The organism is Oceanicola granulosus HTCC2516, assembly GCF_000153305.1.
GTDB lineage: Bacteria > Pseudomonadota > Alphaproteobacteria > Rhodobacterales > Rhodobacteraceae > Oceanicola > Oceanicola granulosus.
In genome coordinates, this window is record NZ_CH724107.1 from 2,093,570 (window position 1) to 2,116,446 (window position 22,877).

The 22,877-nt window shown below is 71.2% G+C and carries 22 protein-coding genes and 1 pseudogene; 9 read left to right on the forward strand and 14 right to left on the reverse strand.

Going from position 1 to position 22,877, the window contains the following annotated elements; genetic code table 11:
- Nucleotides 1-7 precede the first annotated feature (7 nt).
- Nucleotides 8-1,834: a DNA mismatch repair endonuclease MutL gene (mutL, locus tag OG2516_RS10170; RefSeq protein ID WP_007255578.1), complete on the forward strand. Its 1,827-nt coding sequence runs from the start codon at nucleotides 8-10 to the stop codon at nucleotides 1,832-1,834.
- Between the two features lie 109 nt (nucleotides 1,835-1,943).
- On the forward strand, nucleotides 1,944-2,348 hold the full coding sequence (locus OG2516_RS18995) for a hypothetical protein (protein ID WP_156799311.1): 405 nt from the start codon (nucleotides 1,944-1,946) through the stop codon (nucleotides 2,346-2,348).
- On the opposite strand, the gene OG2516_RS10180 is transcribed toward OG2516_RS18995, so the two are convergent.
- The 3 genes from OG2516_RS10180 to OG2516_RS10190 are packed head-to-tail and all read right to left on the reverse strand — an operon-like array spanning nucleotide 2,335 to nucleotide 4,070.
- Complete coding sequence (locus tag OG2516_RS10180; RefSeq protein ID WP_007255580.1) at nucleotides 2,335-2,859, reverse strand: hypothetical protein; 525 nt, start codon at nucleotides 2,857-2,859, stop codon at nucleotides 2,335-2,337. The genes OG2516_RS18995 and OG2516_RS10180 overlap by 14 nt on opposite strands.
- 47 nt (nucleotides 2,860-2,906) lie before the next feature.
- Nucleotides 2,907-3,560, reverse strand: a complete 654-nt coding sequence (locus OG2516_RS10185) for a ChrR family anti-sigma-E factor (RefSeq protein WP_007255581.1) — start codon at nucleotides 3,558-3,560, stop codon at nucleotides 2,907-2,909.
- 3 nt (nucleotides 3,561-3,563) lie between these two features.
- Nucleotides 3,564-4,070: a sigma-70 family RNA polymerase sigma factor gene (locus tag OG2516_RS10190; protein ID WP_050769164.1), complete on the reverse strand. Its 507-nt coding sequence runs from the start codon at nucleotides 4,068-4,070 to the stop codon at nucleotides 3,564-3,566.
- Between the two features lie 267 nt (nucleotides 4,071-4,337).
- Here OG2516_RS10190 and OG2516_RS10195 point away from each other — a divergent pair, with 267 nt between their 5' ends.
- Nucleotides 4,338-5,633: an NAD(P)/FAD-dependent oxidoreductase gene (locus OG2516_RS10195; protein ID WP_007255583.1), complete on the forward strand. Its 1,296-nt coding sequence runs from the start codon at nucleotides 4,338-4,340 to the stop codon at nucleotides 5,631-5,633.
- Nucleotides 5,633-6,385 (forward strand): DUF1365 domain-containing protein, encoded by a 753-nt coding sequence (locus tag OG2516_RS10200; protein WP_007255584.1) that lies wholly within the window; start codon nucleotides 5,633-5,635, stop codon nucleotides 6,383-6,385. Before OG2516_RS10195 ends, OG2516_RS10200 begins: the two co-directional genes overlap by 1 nt.
- Nucleotides 6,386-6,503: 118 nt before the next feature.
- Here the strand turns inward: OG2516_RS10200 and OG2516_RS10205 are convergent, their stop codons facing one another.
- Complete coding sequence (locus OG2516_RS10205) at nucleotides 6,504-7,325, reverse strand: DUF481 domain-containing protein (protein ID WP_007255585.1); 822 nt, start codon at nucleotides 7,323-7,325, stop codon at nucleotides 6,504-6,506.
- A 234-nt stretch (nucleotides 7,326-7,559) separates the two neighbouring features.
- On the reverse strand, nucleotides 7,560-10,334 hold the full coding sequence (gene fdhF / locus OG2516_RS10210) for a formate dehydrogenase subunit alpha (RefSeq protein WP_007255586.1): 2,775 nt from the start codon (nucleotides 10,332-10,334) through the stop codon (nucleotides 7,560-7,562).
- Nucleotides 10,335-10,517: 183 nt separating this feature from the next.
- On the opposite strand from fdhF, the pseudogene OG2516_RS20875 reads away from it, so the two are divergent.
- From OG2516_RS20875 to OG2516_RS10220, 3 genes and pseudogenes are all read left to right on the forward strand, one after another.
- Nucleotides 10,518-10,700 (forward strand): annotated as a pseudogene (locus tag OG2516_RS20875) (histidine phosphatase family protein); the annotation flags it as partial.
- Nucleotides 10,701-10,839: 139 nt separating this feature from the next.
- A complete protein-coding gene (locus OG2516_RS20880) occupies nucleotides 10,840-11,160 on the forward strand; it encodes a histidine phosphatase family protein (protein ID WP_007255587.1) in 321 nt (106 codons plus the stop codon).
- Entirely contained in the window at nucleotides 11,157-12,197 is a 1,041-nt protein-coding gene (locus OG2516_RS10220) for a saccharopine dehydrogenase (RefSeq protein ID WP_156799313.1), read from the forward strand. The genes OG2516_RS20880 and OG2516_RS10220 overlap by 4 nt, the downstream gene beginning before the upstream one ends.
- A 3-nt stretch (nucleotides 12,198-12,200) precedes the next feature.
- On the opposite strand, the gene OG2516_RS10225 is transcribed toward OG2516_RS10220, so the two are convergent.
- Entirely contained in the window at nucleotides 12,201-12,974 is a 774-nt protein-coding gene (locus OG2516_RS10225; RefSeq protein ID WP_050769131.1) for an SDR family NAD(P)-dependent oxidoreductase, read from the reverse strand.
- 285 nt (nucleotides 12,975-13,259) lie between these two features.
- On the opposite strand from OG2516_RS10225, the gene pheS reads away from it, so the two are divergent.
- Complete coding sequence (pheS, locus tag OG2516_RS10230) at nucleotides 13,260-14,333, forward strand: phenylalanine--tRNA ligase subunit alpha (protein ID WP_007255590.1); 1,074 nt, start codon at nucleotides 13,260-13,262, stop codon at nucleotides 14,331-14,333.
- 143 nt (nucleotides 14,334-14,476) lie between these two features.
- Here pheS and epmA read toward each other — a convergent pair whose 3' ends face one another.
- Nucleotides 14,477-15,505: an EF-P lysine aminoacylase EpmA gene (gene epmA / locus OG2516_RS10235; protein WP_007255591.1), complete on the reverse strand. Its 1,029-nt coding sequence runs from the start codon at nucleotides 15,503-15,505 to the stop codon at nucleotides 14,477-14,479.
- Between the two features lie 75 nt (nucleotides 15,506-15,580).
- Between epmA and efp the strand changes: the two genes are divergently transcribed.
- Nucleotides 15,581-16,147: an elongation factor P gene (gene efp / locus OG2516_RS10240; RefSeq protein WP_007255592.1), complete on the forward strand. Its 567-nt coding sequence runs from the start codon at nucleotides 15,581-15,583 to the stop codon at nucleotides 16,145-16,147.
- 55 nt (nucleotides 16,148-16,202) lie between these two features.
- On the opposite strand, the gene pncA is transcribed toward efp, so the two are convergent.
- The 7 genes from pncA to mtgA all read right to left on the reverse strand — a co-directional run bounded on the left by pncA (nucleotide 16,203) and on the right by mtgA (nucleotide 22,767).
- The gene (gene pncA, locus OG2516_RS10245) at nucleotides 16,203-16,805 is read right to left on the reverse strand and encodes a bifunctional nicotinamidase/pyrazinamidase (protein WP_007255593.1); all 603 of its coding nucleotides are present in this window, start codon (nucleotides 16,803-16,805) and stop codon (nucleotides 16,203-16,205) included.
- 13 nt (nucleotides 16,806-16,818) lie between these two features.
- Nucleotides 16,819-17,751, reverse strand: a complete 933-nt coding sequence (locus OG2516_RS10250; RefSeq protein ID WP_007255594.1) for a DMT family transporter — start codon at nucleotides 17,749-17,751, stop codon at nucleotides 16,819-16,821.
- A gap of 71 nt (nucleotides 17,752-17,822) precedes the next feature.
- Nucleotides 17,823-18,929, reverse strand: coding sequence for a phosphatase domain-containing protein (locus OG2516_RS10255; RefSeq protein ID WP_007255595.1), 1,107 nt, complete (start codon nucleotides 18,927-18,929; stop codon nucleotides 17,823-17,825).
- Entirely contained in the window at nucleotides 18,926-20,122 is a 1,197-nt protein-coding gene (locus tag OG2516_RS10260) for a PQQ-dependent sugar dehydrogenase (protein ID WP_007255596.1), read from the reverse strand. The genes OG2516_RS10255 and OG2516_RS10260 overlap by 4 nt, the downstream gene beginning before the upstream one ends.
- 42 nt (nucleotides 20,123-20,164) lie before the next feature.
- On the reverse strand, nucleotides 20,165-21,202 hold the full coding sequence (queG, locus tag OG2516_RS10265) for a tRNA epoxyqueuosine(34) reductase QueG (RefSeq protein ID WP_007255597.1): 1,038 nt from the start codon (nucleotides 21,200-21,202) through the stop codon (nucleotides 20,165-20,167).
- Nucleotides 21,203-21,284: 82 nt separating this feature from the next.
- Nucleotides 21,285-21,950: an FtsZ-binding protein FzlA gene (fzlA, locus tag OG2516_RS10270; RefSeq protein WP_007255598.1), complete on the reverse strand. Its 666-nt coding sequence runs from the start codon at nucleotides 21,948-21,950 to the stop codon at nucleotides 21,285-21,287.
- Between the two features lie 73 nt (nucleotides 21,951-22,023).
- Nucleotides 22,024-22,767, reverse strand: a complete 744-nt coding sequence (gene mtgA, locus OG2516_RS10275; RefSeq protein ID WP_040615091.1) for a monofunctional biosynthetic peptidoglycan transglycosylase — start codon at nucleotides 22,765-22,767, stop codon at nucleotides 22,024-22,026.
- Nucleotides 22,768-22,877 lie beyond the last annotated feature (110 nt).

Below are 22,877 nucleotides of genomic sequence, written 5' to 3' on the forward strand. Positions count from 1 at the left end.
TTGTTGCATGGCCCTATCCGACCCCAAGATACGCCCCGCGCCCGTCATCCGGCAGCTCGACGAGGCCGCGATCAACCGCATCGCCGCCGGCGAGGTGGTCGAGCGGCCGGCCTCGGCCGTCAAGGAACTGGTGGAGAACGCCATCGACGCCGGGGCGACGCGGATCGAGATCGACTACGCCGACGGCGGCAAGCGGCTGATCCGGGTCACCGACGACGGCTGCGGCATCGCCGGCGACGACCTGCCGCTGGCCCTGTCGCGCCACGCCACGTCGAAGATCGACGGCAGCGACCTGCTCGAGATCTCGACCTTCGGCTTTCGCGGCGAGGCGCTGCCCTCGCTCGGCGCGGTCGGGCGGCTGACGATCACGAGCCGCTGCGGCGACGCGGCGGCGAGCATCACCGTCACCGGCGGACGGGCCGAGGCGGTGCGCCCGGCGGCGCTCTCGCGCGGGACCCGGGTCGAGCTGCGCGACCTGTTCCACGCCACGCCCGCACGGCTGAAGTTCCTGCGCACCGACCGGGCCGAGGCGCAGGCGATCGCCGAGACCGTCAAGCGCCTCGCGCTGGCCGAGCCGTTCGTCGCCTTCACGCTCACCGACCTCTCCGGTGACAGTCCCCGCACCGTGTTCCGCGCCGACGCGCAGAGCGGCGACCTGTTCGACGCGCTGCACGGGCGCACCGCGCAGGTGCTGGGGCGCGACTTCGCCGCCAACGCGATCCCGCTCGACGCCGAGCGCGAGGGGCACCACCTCACCGGCTACGCCGCCCTGCCCACCTACTCGCGCGGGAGCAGCGTGCAGCAGTTCCTGTTCGTTAACGGCCGTCCGGTGCAGGACCGGCTGCTGATCGGCGCGCTGCGGGCGGCCTACATGGACGTGCTGTCGCGCGACCGGCACCCGGCGGCGGTGCTGTTTATCGATTGCGCGCCCCGGCTCGTCGACGTCAACGTCCACCCCGCCAAGAGCCAGGTCCGGTTCCGCGACGGCGGCTCGGTGCGCGGGCTGATCGTGTCGGGCCTGCGCCACGCGCTCGCCGGGGCCGGGCACCGGGCCTCGAGCACCGTCGCGGGCGCGACGCTGGGCGCGTTCCGGGCCGAGCCGGGCCCCGCACCCGCCAACGAGCCGGCCCGCGTCTACCAGATGGACCGCCCCGCCCCGCGCGCCGCGATGCCGCCGATGCCCGGCTTCGCCGAGGCCCCCGCCCCCTCCGCGCGCATCGAGGCCCCGGCCGCGCCCGCGCCGGGCGACGAGCGCCGGCCGCTGGGTGCGGCGCGGGCGCAGGTCCACGAGAACTACATCGTCGCGCAGACCGAGACGGGCATCGTGCTCGTCGACCAGCACGCCGCGCACGAGCGGCTGGTCTACGAAAAGCTCAAGCGGCAGAGCGCCGAGAACGGCATCGCCGCACAGGCATTGCTGATCCCCGAGATCGTCGAGCTCTCCGAGTCCGACTGCGCGCTGCTGCTCTCCCACGCCGACACCCTCGCCACCCTCGGCCTCGTGCTCGAGCCGTTCGGCGGCGGGGCCGTGGCGGTGCGCGAGACACCGGCGCTGCTCGGGCAGGTCGACGCGGCTGCGCTGGTGCGCGACATCCTCGACGAGCTCGCGGACCTCGGCGAGAGCACCGCCCTGCGCGCGCGCATCGACGCGATCCTGTCGCGCGTCGCCTGCCACGGCTCGATCCGCTCGGGCCGCCAGATGCGCGCCGAGGAGATGAACGCGCTGCTGCGCGAGATGGAGGCGACACCGCTTTCGGGCCAGTGCAACCACGGCCGCCCCACCTACGTCGAGCTCAAGCTCTCCGACATCGAGCGGCTGTTCGGCCGCACCTGAGCGGACACACGTGCCGCGAGCCCGCGCCGACAGCCGTTTCGCTTTCCGCTCGGACGCACTAACATCGACGTCAGAGGGCGGCGCGGCCCGGGGAAACGGGGGTTTGACGATGGCGACAGGGATGAAGGTGGCGGCGGCGCTCGCGGCGCTGATCGGGGTGGCGGCCTGCGAGGACGGCGTGCTCGAGCCGCACGAGCTGGAGCTGCAGAACATCCGGCGGATCAGCCAGGTCACTTATCAGGAGGTGCCCTTCGCCGCCGGCGCGCTGCACATCGTCGCCCCCGACGGCGACCGGATGCGCACCTACAAGCTCGTCCCCTGCCACGGCGGCGAGCGCATCTGCGCGGGCTCGGCGCACGGACGCGCCGGGACGATGCTGCAGGGGCAGGAATACCTCGCGGTGAGCGGCGCCTACCACAACACCACCTTCTACCTCTCTCCCGGCGGCGACGGCTTCCTGCGGCAGGGCCACCGCGAAGTGCCGCTCGCCTGGGCGACCGTCACCCCTCACTGACCGGCCGCGCGACGTAGGGCGCGAGGCTCTGCAGGAAGCGGCGGATCGCCCCCGGCCCGTCGCCGGCAAGGAAGGCGCGCGCGCTCTCCGGCCGCCAGCCCGGCTCGGGCGCGAGCTGCGCGGCGAGGCGGGCGCGCTCGGCGGCGGCCTCCGGCGGGAGCGGCAGGCGGGCGGCCTGGTCGAGCAGCAGCGCGAGCTCGTGAATGCGGGCCATGTCGGCGAAGGCGGCCGCCATCGGCGCGGCGAGCGCGGGGCTGTCCTGCCAGCTCTGCCCGCCGAACATGCGCTCGGTCACGTAAGGCCCCGCGCCGTGGCAGGTGTAGCGGTTGCAGCCCGGAAAGCCCCGCGCGCCCTTGTCGGCGTGGATGGCGCAGCCCCCGCCCCGCGCGAGGTGCGGGCAGCCCATCCCGCCGGGCTTGTCGATGGCGAAGGACTCGCCGGCGTCGAACGGCAGCGCCATGCAGCAGAGCGCGGCGCAGCGGGAGCAGTCGGCGGTGAGATCGAGGGCCATGTGGGCTTGTCGCGCCTCGGCGGGCGGAGATGCAACCGGCGGGTCGGTCAAATCCCGAAGATCTGACCGGCGAGCCGGGGCACGAAGCTGTGGAAGCGCAGCCGGGCGTCGGTCGCGGCGAGGCAGATGCAGTCGCCGCCGGGATCGGCGACGGGCTGGTGGTCGACGTCCTCGTCGGCCAGCTCCACGTCGCCCGGACCGAAGCGGCCGATCCCGTCGCTGAAGGCCCCGGCGAGGACGAGGGTGATTTCGGTCCCGGCATGGCCGTGGTCGGGCACGGCGGCCCCGGCGGCGATCGACAGCAGCCGCGCCGTCGCATGCTCGTCGCGGTAGAGGATCGCCTGCTTCACACCGCCGCCGAGCGGCCGCCAACGCACCGCATCGAGGCCGCCGCCGACGTAGCCGCGCACCGGCGCGGGCAGCACGTCTGCCGGAACGGGCGTGCGCGGCGTGGGCGCCGGCCCTTCGCTGCGCACCCGCGCCAGCGTGGCGGCGAGGGCACCGTCGGAAAGCACCTCGGCGTGGGTCTCCAGAAGAGCGCCGCCCAGCACGTCGAACGTCATCGACCGGGCCCGGCACTCGTCACAAAGCGACAGGTGCGCGGCGACGGCAATGGAGAACGCCTCGGGAAGCTCGCCGGTGGCGTAGGCCAGCAGCAGCGACTCGGTGAGGTGATGATTTATGCGTGCGGGGTCAGGCATGGGTCACGACATATGATGGCGCAGCCGCTCGAGACCGAGCCGGATGCGGGACTTGATGGTGCCGAGCGGCAGCCCGGTCTCGTCGGCGATCTCGCGGTGGCTGAGGTCGCCGTAATAGGCTCGCTCGACCAGCACGCGCTGCTTCTCCGGCAGCCGGGTCAGCGCCGCGGCGAGGCGCTCGCTCTCCTGCTGCAGCGCCAGCGCGTCGGCCTGGTCGGCCTCGGCCTCGTGGCCCCAGGGCAGGTCATCGGGCTCGGGGCGGGCGCGCTTGCGCAGGATGTCGATGCGGCGGTTGCGGGCGATGGTGTAGACCCACGTGTTGACGCTCGCCTTCGCGGGATCAAACAGGTGCGCCTTGCGCCAGAGCGTCGCCATGACGTCCTGCGCCACTTCCTCGGCGAGGTCGGGCGCGGAGCCGGAGCGCATGAGGTAGGCTTTCACCCGCGGCGCGAAGTGCGCGAACAGCGCGGCAAAGGCGGATTCGTCTCGACGCTCGCTCAGGGCGCGCATCTCGTCGGCCCACAATGGCCGGTCGTCGCTCGTCTCGTTCACGTTGTTGTGCCCGTGCGTCCTCGCCCGTCCCGCCAGCAAGGCAGGGGGTACGGGGCCACGGTAGGCCAAGCCGGGGGAGGTGTCGAACGCCATCATGATCCCGTTACGACGCGTCGCGCGGGGCGGATCACTTCGCGGCCGCGCCGGGCTCCTCCGGCTCATTTGCATCCGCTTGTGTCCGGCCATCGTAACGAATGGCAAACCTATCCAGGATAAGGACGCCCCATGCCCTTCGAGACTGCCGCCGCTCCGCGCTCCATCGCCGTCATCGGGTCGGGCATCTCCGGCCTCGGCGCCGCCTACGCCCTCGCCGAGACCCACCGCGTCGTGCTGATCGAGGCCGAGAGCCGGCTCGGCGGCCATGCCCGCACCCGGCGCGCCGGGCGGCGGGGCGATTTGACGGTCGATACCGGCTTCATCGTGTTCAACCGGCCCAACTACCCCAACCTCGTGCGCCTGTTCGAAGAGCTCGACGTGCCGACGCGTCCGTCCGACATGAGCTTCGGCGCGAGCTTCGACGAGGGCCGCTTCGAGTTCGGCCTCGCCGACCTGCCCACCCTCTTCGCCCAGCCGCGCAACCTGTTTCGCCCGAGCTACCTGCGCATGATCCGCGATCTTCTGCGCTTCAACAGGGAGGCGCTGGCGGCGGCCGACGAGGACGGGCTCACCGTCGGCGGCCTGCTGGAGAAGCTGCAGCTCGGCGCGTGGTTCCGCGACCGCTACCTGCTGCCAATCTCCGGCGCGATCTGGTCGACGGAGAAGTCGAAGATCCTCGATTTCCCCGCCCGCGCGATGATCGGCTTCTTCGACAACCACAACCTCCTGCAGAACACCGGCCAACACCAGTGGCACACGGTCGACGGCGGCTCGGTGGAATACGTCTCCCGCCTCGCCCGCCGGCTCGACGACCGGGGCGTCGAGATCCGCCTCGCGACGCCGGTCGAGGGGGTGCGGCGCACGGCGCTGGGGGTCGAGGTGAAGGGCAAGGGCGGCGAGTGGGAGATGTTCGACGAGGTCGTCTTCGCCACCCACTCCGACGACAGCCTCGCGCTGCTGAGCGATGCGACCGCCACCGAGCAGAGCAACCTCGGCGCAATCCGCTACCAGCCCAACGACATCGTCCTGCACGGCGACCCGTCGGTCATGCCGCGCCGCCGCCGCGCCTGGTCGTCGTGGGTCTACACCGAGACGGCCGACGCGCCCTCGGACCGGATCGAACTGTCCTACTGGATGAACTCGCTCCAGCGCTGGCTGGGCGACGAGAACGTCTTCGTCACGCTCAACCCCAACCGCGAGATCGACGAGCGCCTGATCTGGGACCGCGCCACGCTGCGCCACCCGGTGTTCGACACCGCCGCGCTCGATGCGCAGCAGCGGGTGCGCGCGATGAACGGGGCCAACCGGACGTGGTTCTGCGGGGCGTGGATGGCCAACGGCTTCCACGAGGACGGCCTCGCCTCCGGGCTGGCCGCCGCCGAGGGCATCGCGGCGCAGGACGCGCTGCTGCGGCTCGCGGGCTGATGGCCGGCGTCGAGCATATCAGGGGCCAGACCTACCACGGCCGGCGCGGCGGCACTCGCAACGCCTTCCGCTACGCGGTCGACTACCTGCTGCTCGACGCCGAGGCCGACCTGCGCGGCCCGCGCCTGTTCTCGCGCAACCGCCGCAACCTCTTCGCCCTCTTCGACAGCGACCACGGCGGCCCGCCCGGCGACGGGCGCGGCGCGCCGTGGGTGCGCGAGGTGCTGGCCGCGCACGGGCTCGCGGCGCCGGCGCGCATCGAGCTGCTCGCCCAGCCGCGCGTGCTCGGGCATGTCTTCAACCCGGTCAGCTTCTGGCTCTGCCACGGTGCGGACGGCACGCTGCGCGCGGTGATCGCCGAGGTGACCAACACCTACGGCGACCGGCACAGCTACCTCTGCCACCGCGACGGCGCGGTGATCGGCTCGGAGGATCGGCTGAGCGCGAGGAAGCTGCTCCACGTCTCGCCGTTCCAGCCGGTGGCGGGGGAGTACACCTTCACCTTCCGCATCGAGCCGGAAGAGGTCGCGATCCACATCGACTACCGCAGCGGCAATGGCGGCCTCGTCGCCACCCTCACCGGCCCGCGCCGCCCGTTGACCGACGGGGCGATCCTGCGCACCGCGCTGCGCCGGCCGTTCGGGTCGCGTCGGGTTCTGGCGCTGATCCATTGGCAGGCGTTGAAGCTGTGGTGGAAGGGCGCGCGGTTCCGCGGCCGGCCGGCGGCCCCGATGGAGGAGGTCAGCCGCTAGGGGCGCGGGAGGGCCGGGCTGAAGCCCGGCCTACTGGGGCAGGGTGGCAGACATGGAAACGGGGGCCGATGGCCCCCGTTTCCGATCCCGGGAATGCAAACTCTGGGATCAGTCGTTCCTAGTTGAACGAATAGACGAGGGAGACGCCGTAGGTATTGTCGGTGTCGTCCATGCCGCGCGCGGGCTCGGTGTGGTACTCGGTCTGCACGCTCGTGCGCAAAGCCAGCGCGTTGTTCATCGCGACGTTCAGCCCGAGGTCGTTGTAGACAACGGTGTCGGACTCGGAGGCGATGATGTCGGTGTCGTTGGTCAGCGAGATGCCGTTCGCGACCTCGGTGTAGTAGTTCGACGTGACGCTCAGCGCGGCCTCTTCGAAATCGCGGTCCACGGCGTCGGACAGTTCCGCGACACGGTAGCCCGGGCCGGCCTGCAGCGACCACTGGGTCGTCGCGGTGTTGACGACGCGGTAGCCGGCGCCGAAGCCCAGGAAGGTGTCGTTCTCGAAGGAGGAGAACTCGTCGATCGAGCCTTGCAGCTTGGCGAAGCCGTAGAAGCGGGGTGTGAAGTCGCGGGTGTACTCGAGATCGTAGAGCAGGCTCTCCTCGACGGTCTCGCCCTCTTCCTCGCCGTACTGGTAGCTGAGGCCGAGCTCGTAGCCGTTGGTGCCGTCGAAATAGCCAAAGTTGGCGCCGACGCCGATGTCGGCGTTGTCGGTGTTGCCCGAAGCCGCGGAGGCCCGCAGGGCGACGGAGCCGTCGAAGCCGAGCTGGCGGCCTTCGTTGCCGAAGGTGGTGTCGCGCTCGAAGTCTTCCTCGATCTGCTCGGTCAGCGCCTCGTTCCGGTCCTCGACGGGCTGGCTGAAGATCGCGTCCTGTGCGGCCGCGGCGCTGGCGGTCATCGCCAGGATCGAGGCGGTGGCGAAGCGAAGAGTGAAGGTCATGTCCTATCCCCCAGGTATCGGTTGTTCGTGGACCCGCGTCGCACTCGGTGCGGCGGACTGGACGAAGAACCCGGAGCAGACACCTCCGTTCCGCCCCCTGCTGCGGTGCGGCGGGGGCGGTGCAGGCTTGCCACATCCCGCGGATCGGCATCAGGAATATCAACGGTTTATCGCCATCACGGCGACGGCACGCGCCGCTGTCTACTTCGTGATGGAACCCGACGCCGCGGCAGCCTACTCGGCCGCGAGCGCGCTGCCTTTCTCGATCCGGACGGCGGCGAATTTGAACTCGGGGATCTTGCCGTAGGGGTCGATGGCCGGGTTTGTCAGGACGTTGGCGGCCGCCTCGACATAGGCGAAGGGAACGAAGACCATGTCCGGCGCGACCGCCCGGTCCTCGCGGGCCATCAGCTCGATCGAGCCGCGCCGGGTGGTCAGCCGCACCATCTCGCCCGCCGCGACGCCGAGCTTGCGCAAGGTCGAGGGGTGGAGCGAGCAGTTGGCCTCCGGCTCCACCGCGTCGAGCACCTTGGAGCGGCGGGTCATCGAACCGGTGTGCCAGTGCTCGAGCTGCCGCCCGGTGGTCAGGATCATCGGATACTCCGCGTCCGGCGTCTCGTCGGGCGGGATGACGGCGGCGGGGGTGAATTTCGCCCGCCCGCCGGCGCGGGGGAAACCGTCGCCGAAGACGATGGGCTGGCCCGGGTCGTCGGGGCTGAGCGAGGGATAGGTGACGGCCTCGCCCTCGAGCCGCTCCCACGTGATGTTGGCGAGCGACTTCATCGTCCGCGCCATCTCGTCGAACACCTCGCTCGGGTGGCTGTAGCTCCAGTCGAGCCCGAGCCGCCGGGCGAGGTCGACGGTGATCGCCCAATCCTCGCGCGCCTCGCCGGGCGGCGGCAGCGCCGGGCGGCCCATCTGGACCTGCCGGTTGGTGTTGGTGACGGTGCCGGTCTTCTCGGCGAAGGCCGAGGCCGGCAGGATAACGTCGGCGTAGTTCGCCGTTTCGGTGAGGAAGATGTCCTGCACGACGAGGTGCTCGAGCTTGGCAAGCGCGGCGCGGGCGTGGTCCACGTCCGGGTCCGACATCGCCGGGTTCTCGCCGAGGATGTACATCCCTGCGATTCGGTCGTCGTGCACCGCGTCCATGATCTCGGTGACGGTCAGCCCCTTCTCGGCGGAGAACTCCGCGCCGCCCCAGATCTCGGCGAAGGCCGAGCGGACGCCGTCGTCGCCGACGGGCTGGTAGTCGGGCAGGAACATCGGGATCAGCCCGGCGTCGGAGGCGCCCTGGACGTTGTTCTGGCCCCTGAGGGGATGCAGCCCGGTGCCGGGGCGGCCGACATGGCCGCACATCAACGCCAGCGAGATCAGGCAGCGGGAGTTGTCGGTGCCGTGGATGTGCTGGCTGACGCCCATGCCCCAGAAGATCATGCCCCGCTCGGCGGTGGCGAAGGTGCGGGCGACGTCGCGGATCACCTCGGCGTCGATGCCGCAGATCCCCGCCATGTCCTCGGGCGCGAAGCCGGCGAGGTGGGCTTTCTCGGCCTCCCAGTTCTCGGTGTAGGCCTGGATGTACTGCTCGTCGTAGAGGCCCTCATCGACGATCACGTGCATGATCGCGTTGAGCAGCGACACGTCGGCCCCGGGGCGGAACTGGAGCATGTGCGAGGCGAACTTGCGCAGGCCGACGCCGCGGGGGTCCATGACGATGAGCTTGCCGCCGCGCTTGGCGAATTGCTTGAAATAGGTCGCGGCGACCGGGTGGTTCTCCACCGGGTTGGCGCCGATGATGATGGCGACGTCGGCGTGCTCGATCTGGTTGAAGGTCGCGGTCACCGCGCCCGAGCCGACGTTCTCCATCAGCGCCGCCACCGAGGAGGCGTGGCAGAGCCGGGTGCAGTGGTCGACGTTATTGTGTCCGAAGCCCTGCCGGATCAGCTTCTGGAACAGGTAGGCCTCCTCGTTGGTGCACTTGGCCGAGCCGAAGCCGGCGACCGCCGCGCCGCCCCGGGTCTCGCGCAGCCGCGCCAGTCCGCCGGCGGCGGCGTCGAGCGCCTCCTCCCAGCTCGCCTCGCGAAAATGGCTGAGCGGGTTCGCCGGGTCGACGTTCAGCCCCTTTGCCGGCGCGTCGTCGCGGCGGATCAGCGGCTTGGTCAGGCGGTGCGGGTGGTGGACGTAGTCGAAGCCGAAGCGGCCCTTGACGCAGAGCCGGCCCTCGTTGGCGGGGCCATCGATGCCGTCGACGTAGACGATCCGGTCGTCCTTGACCTTGAGCGACACCTGGCAGCCGACGCCGCAGAAGGGGCAGACGCTCTCGACCTCGCGGTCGTAGTCCTGCGAGTCGCCCTCCTGCACCTCGTTCAGCACCGAGGCCGGCATCAGCGCGCCCGTCGGGCAGGCCTGCACGCACTCGCCGCAGGCGACGCAGGTCGAGTCGCCCATCGGGTCGTCGAGGTCGAAGACCGGGAAGGCCTGGTGGCCGCGCCCGGCCATGCCGATCACGTCGTTGACCTGCACCTCGCGGCAGGCGCGCACGCAGAGGCCGCACTGGATGCAGGCGTCGAGGTTGACGCGCATCGCGACGTGGCTGTCGTCGAGCAGCGGCACGTGATCGGCGTCCATCGCCGGGAACCGGCTCTCGGCGAGGCCCTGCGCGTCGGCCATCTCCCACAGGTGCGCCGAGCGGTCGTGGGCGGCGGGCTGTTCGGGCTGGTCGGCGAGCAGCAGCTCCATCACCAGCTTGCGCGTCTGCACCTCGCGGGCGCCGTCGGTGGTCACGGTCATGCCCTCGACGGGCGTGCGGATGCAGGAGGCGACCAGGTTGCGCTCGCCGTCGACGGCGACCATGCAGGCGCGGCAATTGCCGTCGGAGCGGTAGCCGGGCGCGTCCTTGTGGCAGAGGTGCGGAATGGTGGTGCCGACCCGCTTGGCGACCTGCCAGATGGTCTCGCCGGGGGCGGCGTCGACGGCGCGGCCGTCGAGGGTGAAGCTGATCGTCTCGGACATGCACGTTCCTCCGCTCGCGCACAGCCTAGCCCGCCCGCCGCCGCGCCAAAAGTCCAGCCGCGACGGTGGCGGCGGGAAAAGCGGCGGCGGCGGTTTCCGATCGAAGCGCCTCGTCTCCCGCGCGGGCACGGACGTTGCGCCGCCGCCCGGCGCGGCATAAGCGAGGACAAAAGGGAGAGGCGGATGGGCGAGATCATCCTGGTCCGGCACGGGCAGGCGAATTCGGCGGCGAGCGACGAGGCCGGCTACGACCGGCTGTCGGAGACCGGACGCCAGCAGGCGGCATGGCTCGGCGAATGGCTGCGCGAGCGGGGCCACGCCTTCGACCGGGTGCTCGCCGGATCGCTCCGCCGTCACCGCCAGACCGCCGAGGCCATGGGCTACGAGGCCGAGGAAGACCCGCGGCTTAACGAGATGGACTACTTCAACCTCGGCCAGGCGCTGTCGACCGCGCGGGGGCATCCCGCTGCCGGGGCCGACCGACTTCGCGGTCTATATCCCGCAGGTGCTCGAGGCCTGGCACCGCGCCGAGATCCAGGGCAACGAGAGCTTCGCCGATTTCGAGGCGCGGGTGACGTCGGTGTTCCAGGAGGCGCAGGCGCCGGGGCGGCGGGTGCTCTGCATCACCTCGGGCGGGGTGATCGGGATGGTGATGCGCTCGCTGCTGCGGCTCGACCCGACGCGGATGGCGCACGTGCTGCTGCCGATCTGGAACAGCTCGATCCACCGGGTGCAGGTCATGGAGCACGGCACGGTGCTGTCGGGCTTCAACGCGATCCCGCACATGGAGCGCGAAGACCGCGCCCACGCCCGGACGCATTTCTGATGCACCTGTGGCTGCGCGCCGAAGCCCGCGCCACCGAGCGGCGCACGCCGCTGCTTCCCGAGGGCGCGGCCCGGCTGATCGCCGGAGGCGTGCAGGTGAGCGTCGAGCGCTCCGCGACGCGGGTGATAGCCGACGCCGCCTACGCGGCCGTCGGCTGCACCCTCGCCCCGCCGGGTAGCTGGGCGAGCGCGCCCGTCGAGGCGGTGATCCTCGGGCTCAAGGAGCTGCCCGAGAGCGATGCGCCGCTGATCCACCGACACATATTCTTCGCCCACGCCTACAAGGGCCAGCCCGGCGCCGACGCCCTGCTCGACCGCTTCCGGCGCGGCGGCGGGACGCTGCTCGACCTCGAGTACCTCGTCGACGCCGACGGGCGGCGGGTGGCGGCGTTCGGCTACTGGGCAGGCTACGTCGGCGCGGCGGTGTCGCTGCTCGCCTACGCGGCGCAGGACGGCCAGCTCGGCCCCGTCGCCCCCTGGGCCGACGCGGCGGCGATGCGCGCGGAAGTCACCGCCGCGCTCGGCGAGGCGCGGCCGGCGACGCTGGTGATCGGCGCACGCGGCCGGGTCGGGACGGGCGCGGCCGACCTCGTGACGCGCGACCTCGGCCTGCCGGTGACGCGCTGGGACATGGAAGAGACGGCGGGGGGCGGGCCGTTCCCGCAGATCGCCGAGCATGAGCTGCTCGTCAACGCGGTGCTCGCCCTGCCCGGCGTGCCGGTCTTCGCGGGGTCGGAGCTGCTGCACGCGCCGCGCCGGCTGCGGGTGATCGGCGACGTCGCCTGCGATCCGGGCACGCCCTACAACCCGATCCCGCTCTACGACGCGGCGACCGGCTGGGACGCCCCCGCGCTGCGGGTCCACGACACGCCGCCGCTCGACATCATGGCGATCGACAACCTGCCCTCGCTGCTCCCCGCCGAAGCGTCGACGGAGTTCGCCGCCGACCTGCTGGAGCACCTCTTGCAGCTGCCCCGCGGCGGCGGCGTCTGGGCCCGCGCCGAGGCGACCTTCCGAAAGCATCTCGGCGCGGTCTGAGCCTCAGTGGCTGTGGGCCTTGTCGTAGTCTTCCGACGGCTTCTTCGCGCCGAACAGCGGGAAGTAGAGCCAGTCGGGCAGGAACTGCGCCAGCCGCAGGATCGAGGCGAGCCCGAAGGGGAAGCTCTTCTTGAACGCGTCGCTGTTCATGTGCTCGAAATATTCCTGCGCCGCCTGCTCGGGCTCCATGATCTGCGGCATCCGGAATTCGTTCTTGTCGGTCATCCGGGTGCGGATGAAGCCCGGATTGACCACCTGCACCTCGACCTTCGTGTGACGCAGGTCGGCGTGCATCCCCTCGGCGAGCGTCAGCACCCCGGCCTTGGACGCGCCGTAGCCGATCGAGCCCGGCAGGCCGCGGAAGGCGCTCAGCGAGCTGGTGAGCACGATGTGGCCCTCGTTGCGCGACAGGAATTCGGGAAGCACCGCGCCGATTATCCGCACCGCGCCGGTGAGGTTGGTCTCGACCATGGTGACGGCCTTCTCGGTGTCCCAGTCCGGCGACGACATCGGCCAGTAGGCGCCGGCCATGTAGATCACCCCATCGATCTTGCCGACCTTGCCGGCGGCCTCGGCGACGCTGTCGGCATCGGTGACGTCGACGGGCACGGCGCTGGCACGGCCGGGCAGCGCGGCGGCGAGCGCCTCGAGCCTTTCCTCCGAGCGGGCCGAGAGCACCAGCTCGCACCCGACCCGGCTCAGCTGCTCGGCGAGCGCGCGGCCCAGCCCCTCGCTCGCCCCGACCAACCAATATCTCTTGCCCTGCCAATCACGCACCCTGGTGCCCTCCTTCGTTCGCGCCTTGCTTCAGGTGATAATAGCGCGCCGGCGCACCACCTCGACCCCCAACTTCGACCGCGCCGCGCCCCGCGCGCGCCGCCGCCCGGTCTGGAGGAGAATGGTGACCGCCGGATGAACGCCCGACCCGACTCTCAGGGTGAACCGCCGCCGCCCGCCCCGGTTCCCGCCCGCGCGCCCGCCGCACGGTTGCAACCGGCCTGCCGCGCGGCTATCGCAGCAGCGGCCCGGACGGCGGGCCGGAAACGACGGGGCGCACGGCACATGGACGACTTGCGGCAGAAGTACCTCGAGCTGATCGGCGGCGCGGCGGACGAGGCGGCGCTCGAAGATCTGCGGGTCCGGGCCATCGGCAAGAAGGGCGAGGTCAGCCTCGCGATGCGCGAGCTCGGCCGCATGAGCCCCGAGGAGCGCAAGGAGGCCGGCCCCCGGCTCAACGCGCTCAAGGACGAGATCACCTCCGCCCTCGCCGCCAAGAAGGCGGCCCTCGAGGACGCCGCGCTCGACGCCCGGCTGATGACCGAGTGGCTCGACGTGACGCTGCCCGGCCGCACCCGCCGCGCCGGCACGATCCACCCGATCAGCCAGGTCACCGAAGAGGTCACCGCGATCTTCGCCGGCATGGGCTTCGCCGTCGCCGAAGGTCCGCAGATCGAGAGCGACTGGTACAATTTCGACGCGCTCAACATCCCCGGGCACCACCCCGCGCGGGCCGAGATGGACACGTTCTACATGGCGCGCGCCGAGGGCGACAACCGCCCGCCCCACGTGCTGCGCACCCACACCTCGCCGGTGCAGATCCGTCACCTCGAGGCGCACGGCGCGCCCTGCCGGATCATCGCGCCGGGCCGCGTCTACCGCGCCGACTACGACCAGACCCACACGCCGATGTTCCACCAGGTCGAGGGCCTCGCGATCGACCGCGACATCTCGATGGCGAACCTCAAGTGGGTGCTCGAGGAGTTCGTGAAGGCGTTCTTCGAGGTCGACGACGTCGAGCTGCGCTTCCGCGCCAGCCACTTCCCCTTCACCGAGCCCTCCGCCGAGGTCGACATCCGCTGCTCCTGGCAGGGCGGGACGCTGAAGGTCGGCGAGGGCGACGACTGGCTCGAGATCCTCGGCTCCGGCATGGTCCACCCAAAGGTGCTCGCCGCCGCCAAGGTCGATCCCGACCAGTGGCAGGGGTTCGCCTTCGGCATGGGGATCGACCGGATCGCGATGCTCAAGTACGGCATCCCCGACCTGCGCGCCTTCTTCGACGCCGACCTGCGCTGGCTGCGCCACTACGGCTTCGCCGCGCTCGACGTGCCGACCCTGCACCGCGGCCTGTCCGCCTGACGCACCGCGGGTCTACGTCGACGACCTCGCCTCCGGCTACGGGGACCGCAGCCGCCACGGCGGCTTCCGGATCGGCGGCCGCGTCGAGGTGATCTTCGACGGCCCGGCGTGCCGGGCTGAAGCCCGGCCTACCGCCGAATTACTCAAACCGGCGTCCAGATCACGTCCGACAGGCGGGGCGCGCCGGTGGCGAGCATCACCAGCCGGTCGAACCCGAGCGCGATGCCCGATGCGGGCGGCATGTCGGCCAGCGCGGCGAGAAAGTCCTCGTCGATCGGGTAGCGCTCGCCGTAGAGGCGCTCGCGGGTGGCCATGTCGGCCTTGAAGCGCGCCCGCTGCTCGACCGGGTCGGTGAGCTCGCCGAAGCCGTTGGCCAACTCGACGCCGCAGGCGAACAGCTCGAAACGCTCCGCGACGCGCGGATCGTCCGGCGCGCGCCGCGCGAGCGCCGCCTCGGGGGCCGGGTAGCGGTCGAGGATCGTCGCGCGGCCCCGGCCGAGGCCGGGCGCGACGAGATCGGTCAGGATCATCGAGAACAGGTCGGACCAGCTCGTCTCGAACCGTGACGCGCCGCGCAGGGTCTCGCCCTGCCGCAGCAGCAGCTCGAGGTCGCCCTGCCCGTCGCGGATGGTGGCGAGCAGGTCGATCCCCTGCCGCAGGAACGCGTCCGCCACGCTCAGCCGCTCCAGCCCGCGCGAGGGCATGCAGGTCTCGCCCCGGTGCGAGAGCACGTCGGTCCCGGCCGCCTCGCAGGCGATGGCGAGCAACTCCTCGCAATCGTCCATCAGCTGCTCGTAGGGCGCGTCGGCGCGGTACCATTCGAGCATGGTGAATTCGTGCCGGTGCAGCGCGCCGGCCGCCGCCTCGCGGTCGCGCCAGACGCGGGAGAAGGTGAAGATCTTCTCCTCCCCCGCCGCCAGCAGCTTCTTCATCGCGAATTCGGGCGAGGTGTGCAGCCAGGCCTGCCGCGTCTCGAGGTCGGCGTCGGTCAGCGTGACTGGCAGCGCGTGGAGGTGGATCTCGTTGCCCGGGCTCGGCACCACGTAGGCCGGGTCGATCTCGGTGAAGCCCCGGTCGGCGAACCACGCGCGCAGCGCGGCCTGGATCCGGTTGCGCGTGAGCAGCAGCGGCCGCCGGTCCGTGTGGCGCCGCTTGTCCCACCATGACGACATATCTGGCCCTCTGCGGTTGATTGCGTTAGCACACCCGGTAATCCGACCCATCGCGCCCCACAAGGAGACGCCTCCGTGAAAGTCATCGCCTCGCAGCTGCGCAAGGGCAACGTCGTCGAGATCGACGAGAAGCTCTACGTCATCCTCTCGGCCCAGAACTTCCACCCCGGCAAGGGCACCCCCGTGACCCAGGTCGACATGCGCCGCATCGCCGACGGGGTGAAGGTCTCCGAGCGCTGGAAGACCACCGACTCGGTCGAGCGCGCCCACGTCGAGGAGAGCGAGTACGATTTCCTCTACGAGGACGGCGAGGGCTACCATTTCATGGACCCGGAGAGCTTCGAGCAGATCACCGTGACGCCCGACGTGATCGGCGACAGCAAGGTGTGGCTGCAGGACGGGATGAAGTGCTTCCTGTCGGTGCACAACGAGGTCGCCATCGCGATGGAGGTGCCGCAGAAGGTCACCGTCGAGATCGTCGAGACCGAGCCCGTGGTGAAGGGCCAGACCGCCTCGTCCTCCTACAAGCCCGCCACCGCCGACAACGGCGTGCGGGTCATGGTGCCGCCCCATATCGGCGTCGGCACGCGGGTGGTGGTGAACACCGAGGACGCGACCTACGTCGAGCGCGCCAAGGACTGAGCTTGTAAGCGATCTGTTACCGCAATTCGGAAACCCGGTCGGCTGATGAGGGAAGTCATCTGACCGTCACCCCCGCCTCGCGCATCCCCGCCAGCGCCGCGTCGAGCGAGCCGTTGGCGTCGATGGCGCGGCAGAGCTCGCGGCGCACCTCCACCTCGAAGCCGAGCCGGGCGGCGTCGATGGCCGAGAAGGCGACGCAGAAATCCGTCGCCAGCCCCACCATCACCAGCCGCGAGATCCCGCGGGTGCGCAGGTAGCCCTCGAGCCCGGTCGGGGTGGCGTGGTCGTTCTCGAAGAAGGCCGAGTAGCTGTCGACCTCGCGGCGGAAGCCCTTGCGCACCACGAGATCGGCCCGGTCGGTGGCGAGGTCGGGGTGAAAGGCGGCGCCGACGCTGCCCTGCACGCAATGGTCGGGCCAGAGCACCTGGGTGCCGTAGGACATCTCCACCGTCTCGAGCGGCGCCTTGCCCGGGTGTTGGGAGGCGAAGGAGGAATGCGCCGCCGGGTGCCAGTCCTGGGTGAGCACCACCGCCCCCGCCTCGGCCATGAGCGCGTTGACCCCCGGCACGATCTCGTCGCCCCCCGCCACGGCGAGCGCGCCGCCGGGGCAGAAGTCGTTCTGCACGTCGATGACGATCAGGGCGGTGTCGGCGGGCATGGGCAATGTCCTCTCAGCGCATTGTCTTGGCGGCGACCTGGCGTTCGGCCGTGGTGCGCAGCCCGAGCTGGCGCTCCCTCAGGACGATGGCGACGCCGGCGAGAATGATCAACCCGGCTCCGCCGAGCATCGGCAGGGTCGGCACCTCGCCGAACCAGAAGTAGCCGATCACGATCGACCAGAGCATCGAGATGTAGGTGAACGGCGCCAACACCCCGGCATCGGCGTGGCGGTAGGAGGCGGTGAGCAGGATCTGCCCGATCCCGCCCACGAGCCCCGCGCCGGCGAGCCACACCCATTCGATCCCGAACGGCATCACCCAGCCGAAGGGAATGGTGAGCAGAGACAGCGTCGCGGCGGTGAGCGAGAAGTAGAACACAATGGCCGCCGTCGTCTCGCGGCCCGACATCGACTTGACGAACACCTGCGCCAGCGCCGCGAGGCTCGCCGAGCCCAGCGTCAGCAGCGCCCCCAGCGCCGCGTTCGAGCCGAGGCCGGCGGAGAAGCGCGGGGCGGTGATGATGACGACGCCCACCAGCCCCACCAGCACCGCGCTGATCCGCACCAGCCGCAGCCGCTCGCCCAGCATCAGCGCCGCGAGCACGACGAGGAACACCGGTGTCACGAAGCGGATCGCCGTCACCTCCGGCAGCGGCAGGTACTTCAGCCCCGCGAAGCCGAGCCCCATCGCGAGCGACCCGGCGATCCCGCGCGCGGCGTGGCCGCGGTAGTTCGTCGTCGCGATGCCGCCCTTCAGCCCGCCCGTCGCGAACAGCCACGCGAGCACCACCGGCAACGCCAGCGCCGAGCGGAAGAACATCGTCTCGCCGGCCGGGATACGGTCGGCGGCCTTCACGAAGGCGGACATCAGGGTGAAGACGGTGACGGCGGAGCAGGCGAGGAGGACGCCGAGCGCGGTGCGCTGGCTGGAGGGTACGGCTGACATGTTGAGGGATCTACGCCGGTTGACGGGGAGGAGCCAGTGCAGCACGGCGCATGTCCGTCATTCGGATACCGTCAGGTGCCCTTGGCTTCGGCCTGCATCCGCCGCATCCGCCGGGCCCGCGGCGCGAGCGTCGGTGCGGCGTCCAGGCTCGCCAGCGCCTCGGCATAGGTCTCGCCCACGTGGACCGGAATGCCGCGCGAGCGCAGCGTGCGGATGTGGACGTCATCGGCGGCGTCCGTCCCGGCGGAGGAGGTGCGCAGGATCACCCGCACGATCCGCCCCGGATGCCGCCGCGCCGCCGCGTCGTAGATCGCCGCGTCGAGCTGGCCGGTGTCGCCGATCAGCACGAACGGCAGCCCCGGATTGGCCTCCACGATGAGATCGATCGCCTTGCCCTTGTGGTCGCCGTGCCCGCCGGAGATGAACTTGTTCTCCCCGAGCCCCAGATCGCGCAGGAACAACGGCCCCCGCGCCAGCCCGTGCCGCGCGAAGACCCGCTCGAGGAAGTTGTGCAGGTTCCATGGAGAGGAGCTGACGTAGAAGACCGGGTTGCGCTCGCCGTCGCTGAGGCGGGTCATCAGCTTGACCGCGTCGGGAAAGATGTGGCGGGTGTGGATGTTGCCGGTGAACGACGTCCAGAGCATCCGCGTGCGCGACCACGCGCCGGTGTCCATCATCGTGTCGTCCACGTCGGAGATCACCCCGAACGAGGCCCCTTCCCCCGGCACGAAGGCCGGCAGCCGCGCCGCGACCACGCCCTCGCTGCCCGGCTCCCAGGCGTAGGACAGCGCGCCCGGCGCCGGCACCTGCGCCATGTGCTCGACCTTGATCTCGACCCAACCGCTCCGGCCCTGCCGCGGCACGGGCAGCAGGAAGTAGCCCTCCTCGTCGCTCCTGGCGTGGTGGCCGTCCGCCTGGATCGCGACACCGCTGACCTCGTTGGTCAGGAACAGCCGCACCATCTGGCGCAGGTTGGTGAGCCAATGCTGGTCGGGACGCGGCTCGTGCCGCCGCAGCCCGGTGACGATCCGGCCGCGGAGCACGATCTCGTCGGGCGTCGCGTAGCCGATATAGGGCTCGATGACAGGTTCCTTGCCGACCGAGCGGCGGCGGCGGCGGCGGTCGAGCAGGCGCTCGACGCGGGCAAGGCCCGCCACGAAGCGCCGCCCGAGCCTCATTCTGCCGGCGCGATCCGCTTGATGCCGCCGTCGGGGGCCGGCGCGTCGATCAGCACGAGCAGCGCGCCGTCGGGCGCCACGTCCACGTCGCGCACCCGGCCGATGCCCTCGGCCACCCGCTCCTCGCCGACGACCAGCCCGTCCTCGAGCTCGAGCCGCACGACGGCGCTCGCGACGAGGCCGCCGATCAGCGCGTCGCCCTGCCAGCCGTCGAAGAGGTCGGCTTGGTAGAAGGTCATTCCGCCGGGCGCGATGACGGGATCCCAGTAGTAGACCGGCTGCTCCATGCCCTCGGCCGACGCCTCGCCGCTGCCCACGGGGTTGCCGCTGTAGGTGACGCCGTAGGATACGACCGGCCAGCCGTAGTTGGCGCCCGGTTCGATCAGGTTCAACTCGTCGCCTCCCGCCGGACCGTGCTCAATGACCCACAGCTCGCCGGTCTCGGGGCGGATCGCGGCGCCTTGGATGTTGCGGTGGCCGTAGGACCAGATCGAGTCGATCCCCTCGCCGCCGACGAACGGGTTGTCGTCGGGCGCGGTGCCGTCGGTGGCGCCGACGCGGACGATCTTGCCGTAGGTCGTGTCGAGGTCCTGCGCCTTCTCGCGGTCCGACATCGAGAAATGCTCGCCGGTCGTGATGAACACCTCCTCGCCCCCCGGCGCGACGATGACCCGGCTGCCGTAGTGCATCGGGTTCTGCGACGGCGGCGTCTGGACGAAGATGTCCTCCACCTGCTCGAGCCGCGTCCCGTCGGCGCTGAGCACGCCAGTCGCGGCCGCCGTGACGGTGCCGCCGTCGACCCGCTTGGCGTAGGTCAGCCAGACCCGCCGCGTCTCGGCGAAGTCGTCCGCCACCGCCACGTCGAGCAGCCCGCCCTGCTCGCGGGCGTCGACCTCCGGCACGCCGCCGAGCGGCTCCGAGAGGCTCCCGTCCGCCGCCACCCGCCGCAGCTGCCCGGGGCGCTCGGTGACGAGGTAGCCGCCGTCGGGCAGCACCGCGATGCCCCACGGATGGGCGAGGCCGGTGGCGAAGTCCTCCACGGTGACGGCCGTCTCGTCCAGCGCCGGGGCGCGGGTCTGCTCGGGGAAGGCGGGGGTGAAATCGGCGTTGGGCGCGCCTTGGGCCACCGGGTCACCGGCCTGCGCGCAGGCGGCGACCGGCAGAAGGACGATCGCGAGGGTCGTTCTAAGCATCGTCGGAAACTCCAGTCTGGATGCCGGTTCAACCCGACTCCCTCAGGCGGGGTTCCGAAGCCGTCCGACCGCCCAGCCCGCGGCGTCCCGAACCGTCTCGTCCGCGTCGTCCAGAAGCGCCTCCGCCGCCCCCAGCAGCGCCCGGTCGCCGGAATTGCCGATGGCGTAGAGCACGTTGCGCACGAACCGCTCGCGCCCGATGCGCTTGATCGGGCTGCCGGAGAAGCGCGCGCGGAAGGCCGCGTCGTCGAGCGCGGCGAGCTCCGCCAGCCGTGGCGGCCCGGCGCCGGCGCCGGCATAGCGCGTCTCGCGGGCGGTGGCGGCGAACTTGTTCCAGGGGCACACGGCGAGGCAGTCGTCGCAGCCGTAGATGCGGTTGCCGAGCAGCGGGCGCAGCGCCTCGTCGACGGGGCCGGCATGCTCGATGGTGAGGTAGGAGATGCAGCGCCGCGCGTCGAGCTGGTAGGGCGCGGGGAAGGCGTCGGTCGGGCAGATGTCGAGGCACGCCCGGCACGAGCCGCAGCGGTCGCGCCCCGGCGGGTCGGGCGGCAGCTCGAGCGTGGTGAAGATCGCGCCGAGGAACACCCAGTTGCCGAGGTCGCGGCCGAGCAGGTTCGTGTGCTTGCCCTGCCAGCCCAGCCCGGCGGCGGCGGCGAGCGGCTTCTCCATCACCGGCGCGGTATCGACGAAGACCTTGATCTGCTCGCCCGGCGCCTGCTCCAGCAGCCACCGGCCCACCCGCTTCAGGCGCTTCTTCACGATGTCGTGGTAGTCGCGCCCCTGGGCGTAGACGCTGATCGCGGCCCGGTCGCGCCGCTGCAGCACCTCGAGCGGGTCGTGCTCGGGGCTGTAGGCCTCGGCCAGCATCACCACCGAGCGCGCCTCGGGCCACAGCGCGGCCGCGTCGCCGCGCCAGTGGGTGCGCTCGGCCATCCACGCCATCTGCCCGTGCCGCCCCTCGGCGAGGAACGTCGCCAGCCGCCCGGCCGTCTCGGGCGCGGCGTCGGGGCGGCAGACACCCATGGCGGAAAATCCCTCCGCGAGGGCCTGCGCCTCCAGCCGGTCCTTCAGGTCCTGCATGTCTCTGTTCTCGAAATATCCCGGGGGAGTCTCCGCCGGCGGCGGAGACGGGGGCAGCGCCCCCATGCCACTCCGGATCGCCTCAGAAGTCGAGGTCGGCGTAGTGCGGCGGCGGCAGGAAGCTCGGGATCTGGTCGGCCAGCAGCGAGCGGAACGCCGGGCGCGACTTGATCTTCGCGTACCAGTCCTTGACCACCTCCGAGCGGTGCCAGTCGACGTCGGAGATGTAGTCGAGGCACGACAGGTGCGCCGCGGCGGCGAAGTCGGCGAGGGTCATGTCGTTGCCCGCCAGCCAGCGGCGCTGGTCGAGCAGCGCGGCCATGTAGTCGAGGTGCTCCTTGATCGCCCGCGCGCCGGCCTTGACGTTGGCCGACTCGGGCGGCCCGGCCGCCATCACCTTGCGGAACACGCGCTCCCCGAGCAGCTTCGACGTCACCTCCTTGTGGAACTTGTCGTCGAACCACGCGACGAGCCGGCGGACCTCGTAGCGCTCTTCCGGCAGGCGGGGCAGCAGCGGCGGGGTCGGATGCAGCTCCTCCAGGTACTCGCAGATCGCGTTGGACTCCGCGAGCAGCCGGTTGCCGTACTTCAGGATCGGCACCCGCCCGGCCGGGTTGCGGCGCAGGAATTCCGGGTCCTTTTCCCAGTACCGCTCCTCGACGAGCTCCACCTCGAGCTTCTTCTCGGCGAGGGTCAGCCGGACTTTCCGGCTGAACGGGGACAGCGGGTAGTGATAGAGTCGGTTCATCGGCGCAGGTGTTTCGACAAGTGCGAGGGTCGTTCACCCATGCCCGCTCGGGGCCGACATTTCAACCGCACGCTCAGCCCTGCCCGCCCTGGAAGCAGGCCGCGCGGCCGTCGCGCTCGATGGTGGCGGCGCCGTCGGCGATCCGCCGCGCACGCTCGCGCGTGGCACGGTCGGGATCGGCGGCGGAGCGGGTCTTGGGCGAGGGCAGCAGGGCCGCGAGCAGGGCGGCCTGCTCGGAGGTGAGCTCGGCGGCGCTGGTGCCGAAATAGTGCTCGGCGGCGGCCTCGACGCCGAACACGCCTTCGTCGAACTCGGCGACGTTGAGGTAGACCTCGAGGATGCGCTCCTTGCTCCAGATCGCCTCGACCACCGGCGTCAGCAGCGCCTCGATGGCCTTCCTGGTGTAGCTGCGGCCGTGCCAGAGATAGACGTTCTTCACCGTCTGCTGGCTGATCGTCGAAGCCCCCATGTCGCCGCCCGACTCGATCGCCGCGCGGATCGCCGACAGGTCCAGCCCCCAGTGCTCGCAGAAGTCCGCGTCCTCGGCCGCGACGGCGGCGCGGGCCATGACGGGCGCGATCTCGTCGAACGCGACCCACTCCCGCTCGAGCGGGCCCAGGCGGCTGCGCTCGCTGAGCATGTACGGGGTGGTCGGCGGATCGACGAGCGCGAACAGGCTCACGAACAAGAGGGTCAGCAAGATCAGGACTCCGGCAAGGCGCACGGCCCAACGCCGAAGGACGCGGATAGGTCCGCCGCGGCCGCCGGAACGGGACCGACGTGCCGTCTTGCCGCTTTTGCTGCCCTTGCGCGCCATTGTGCTGCCTGCCTCGTGCGCCCGATGCGGAGCGTCGCCACCACTTCGGCCCGACGTCCCTGCTCGACGACGTTCACCTTCAACCGGACCATGTCCGCCTCGCCAGTTTC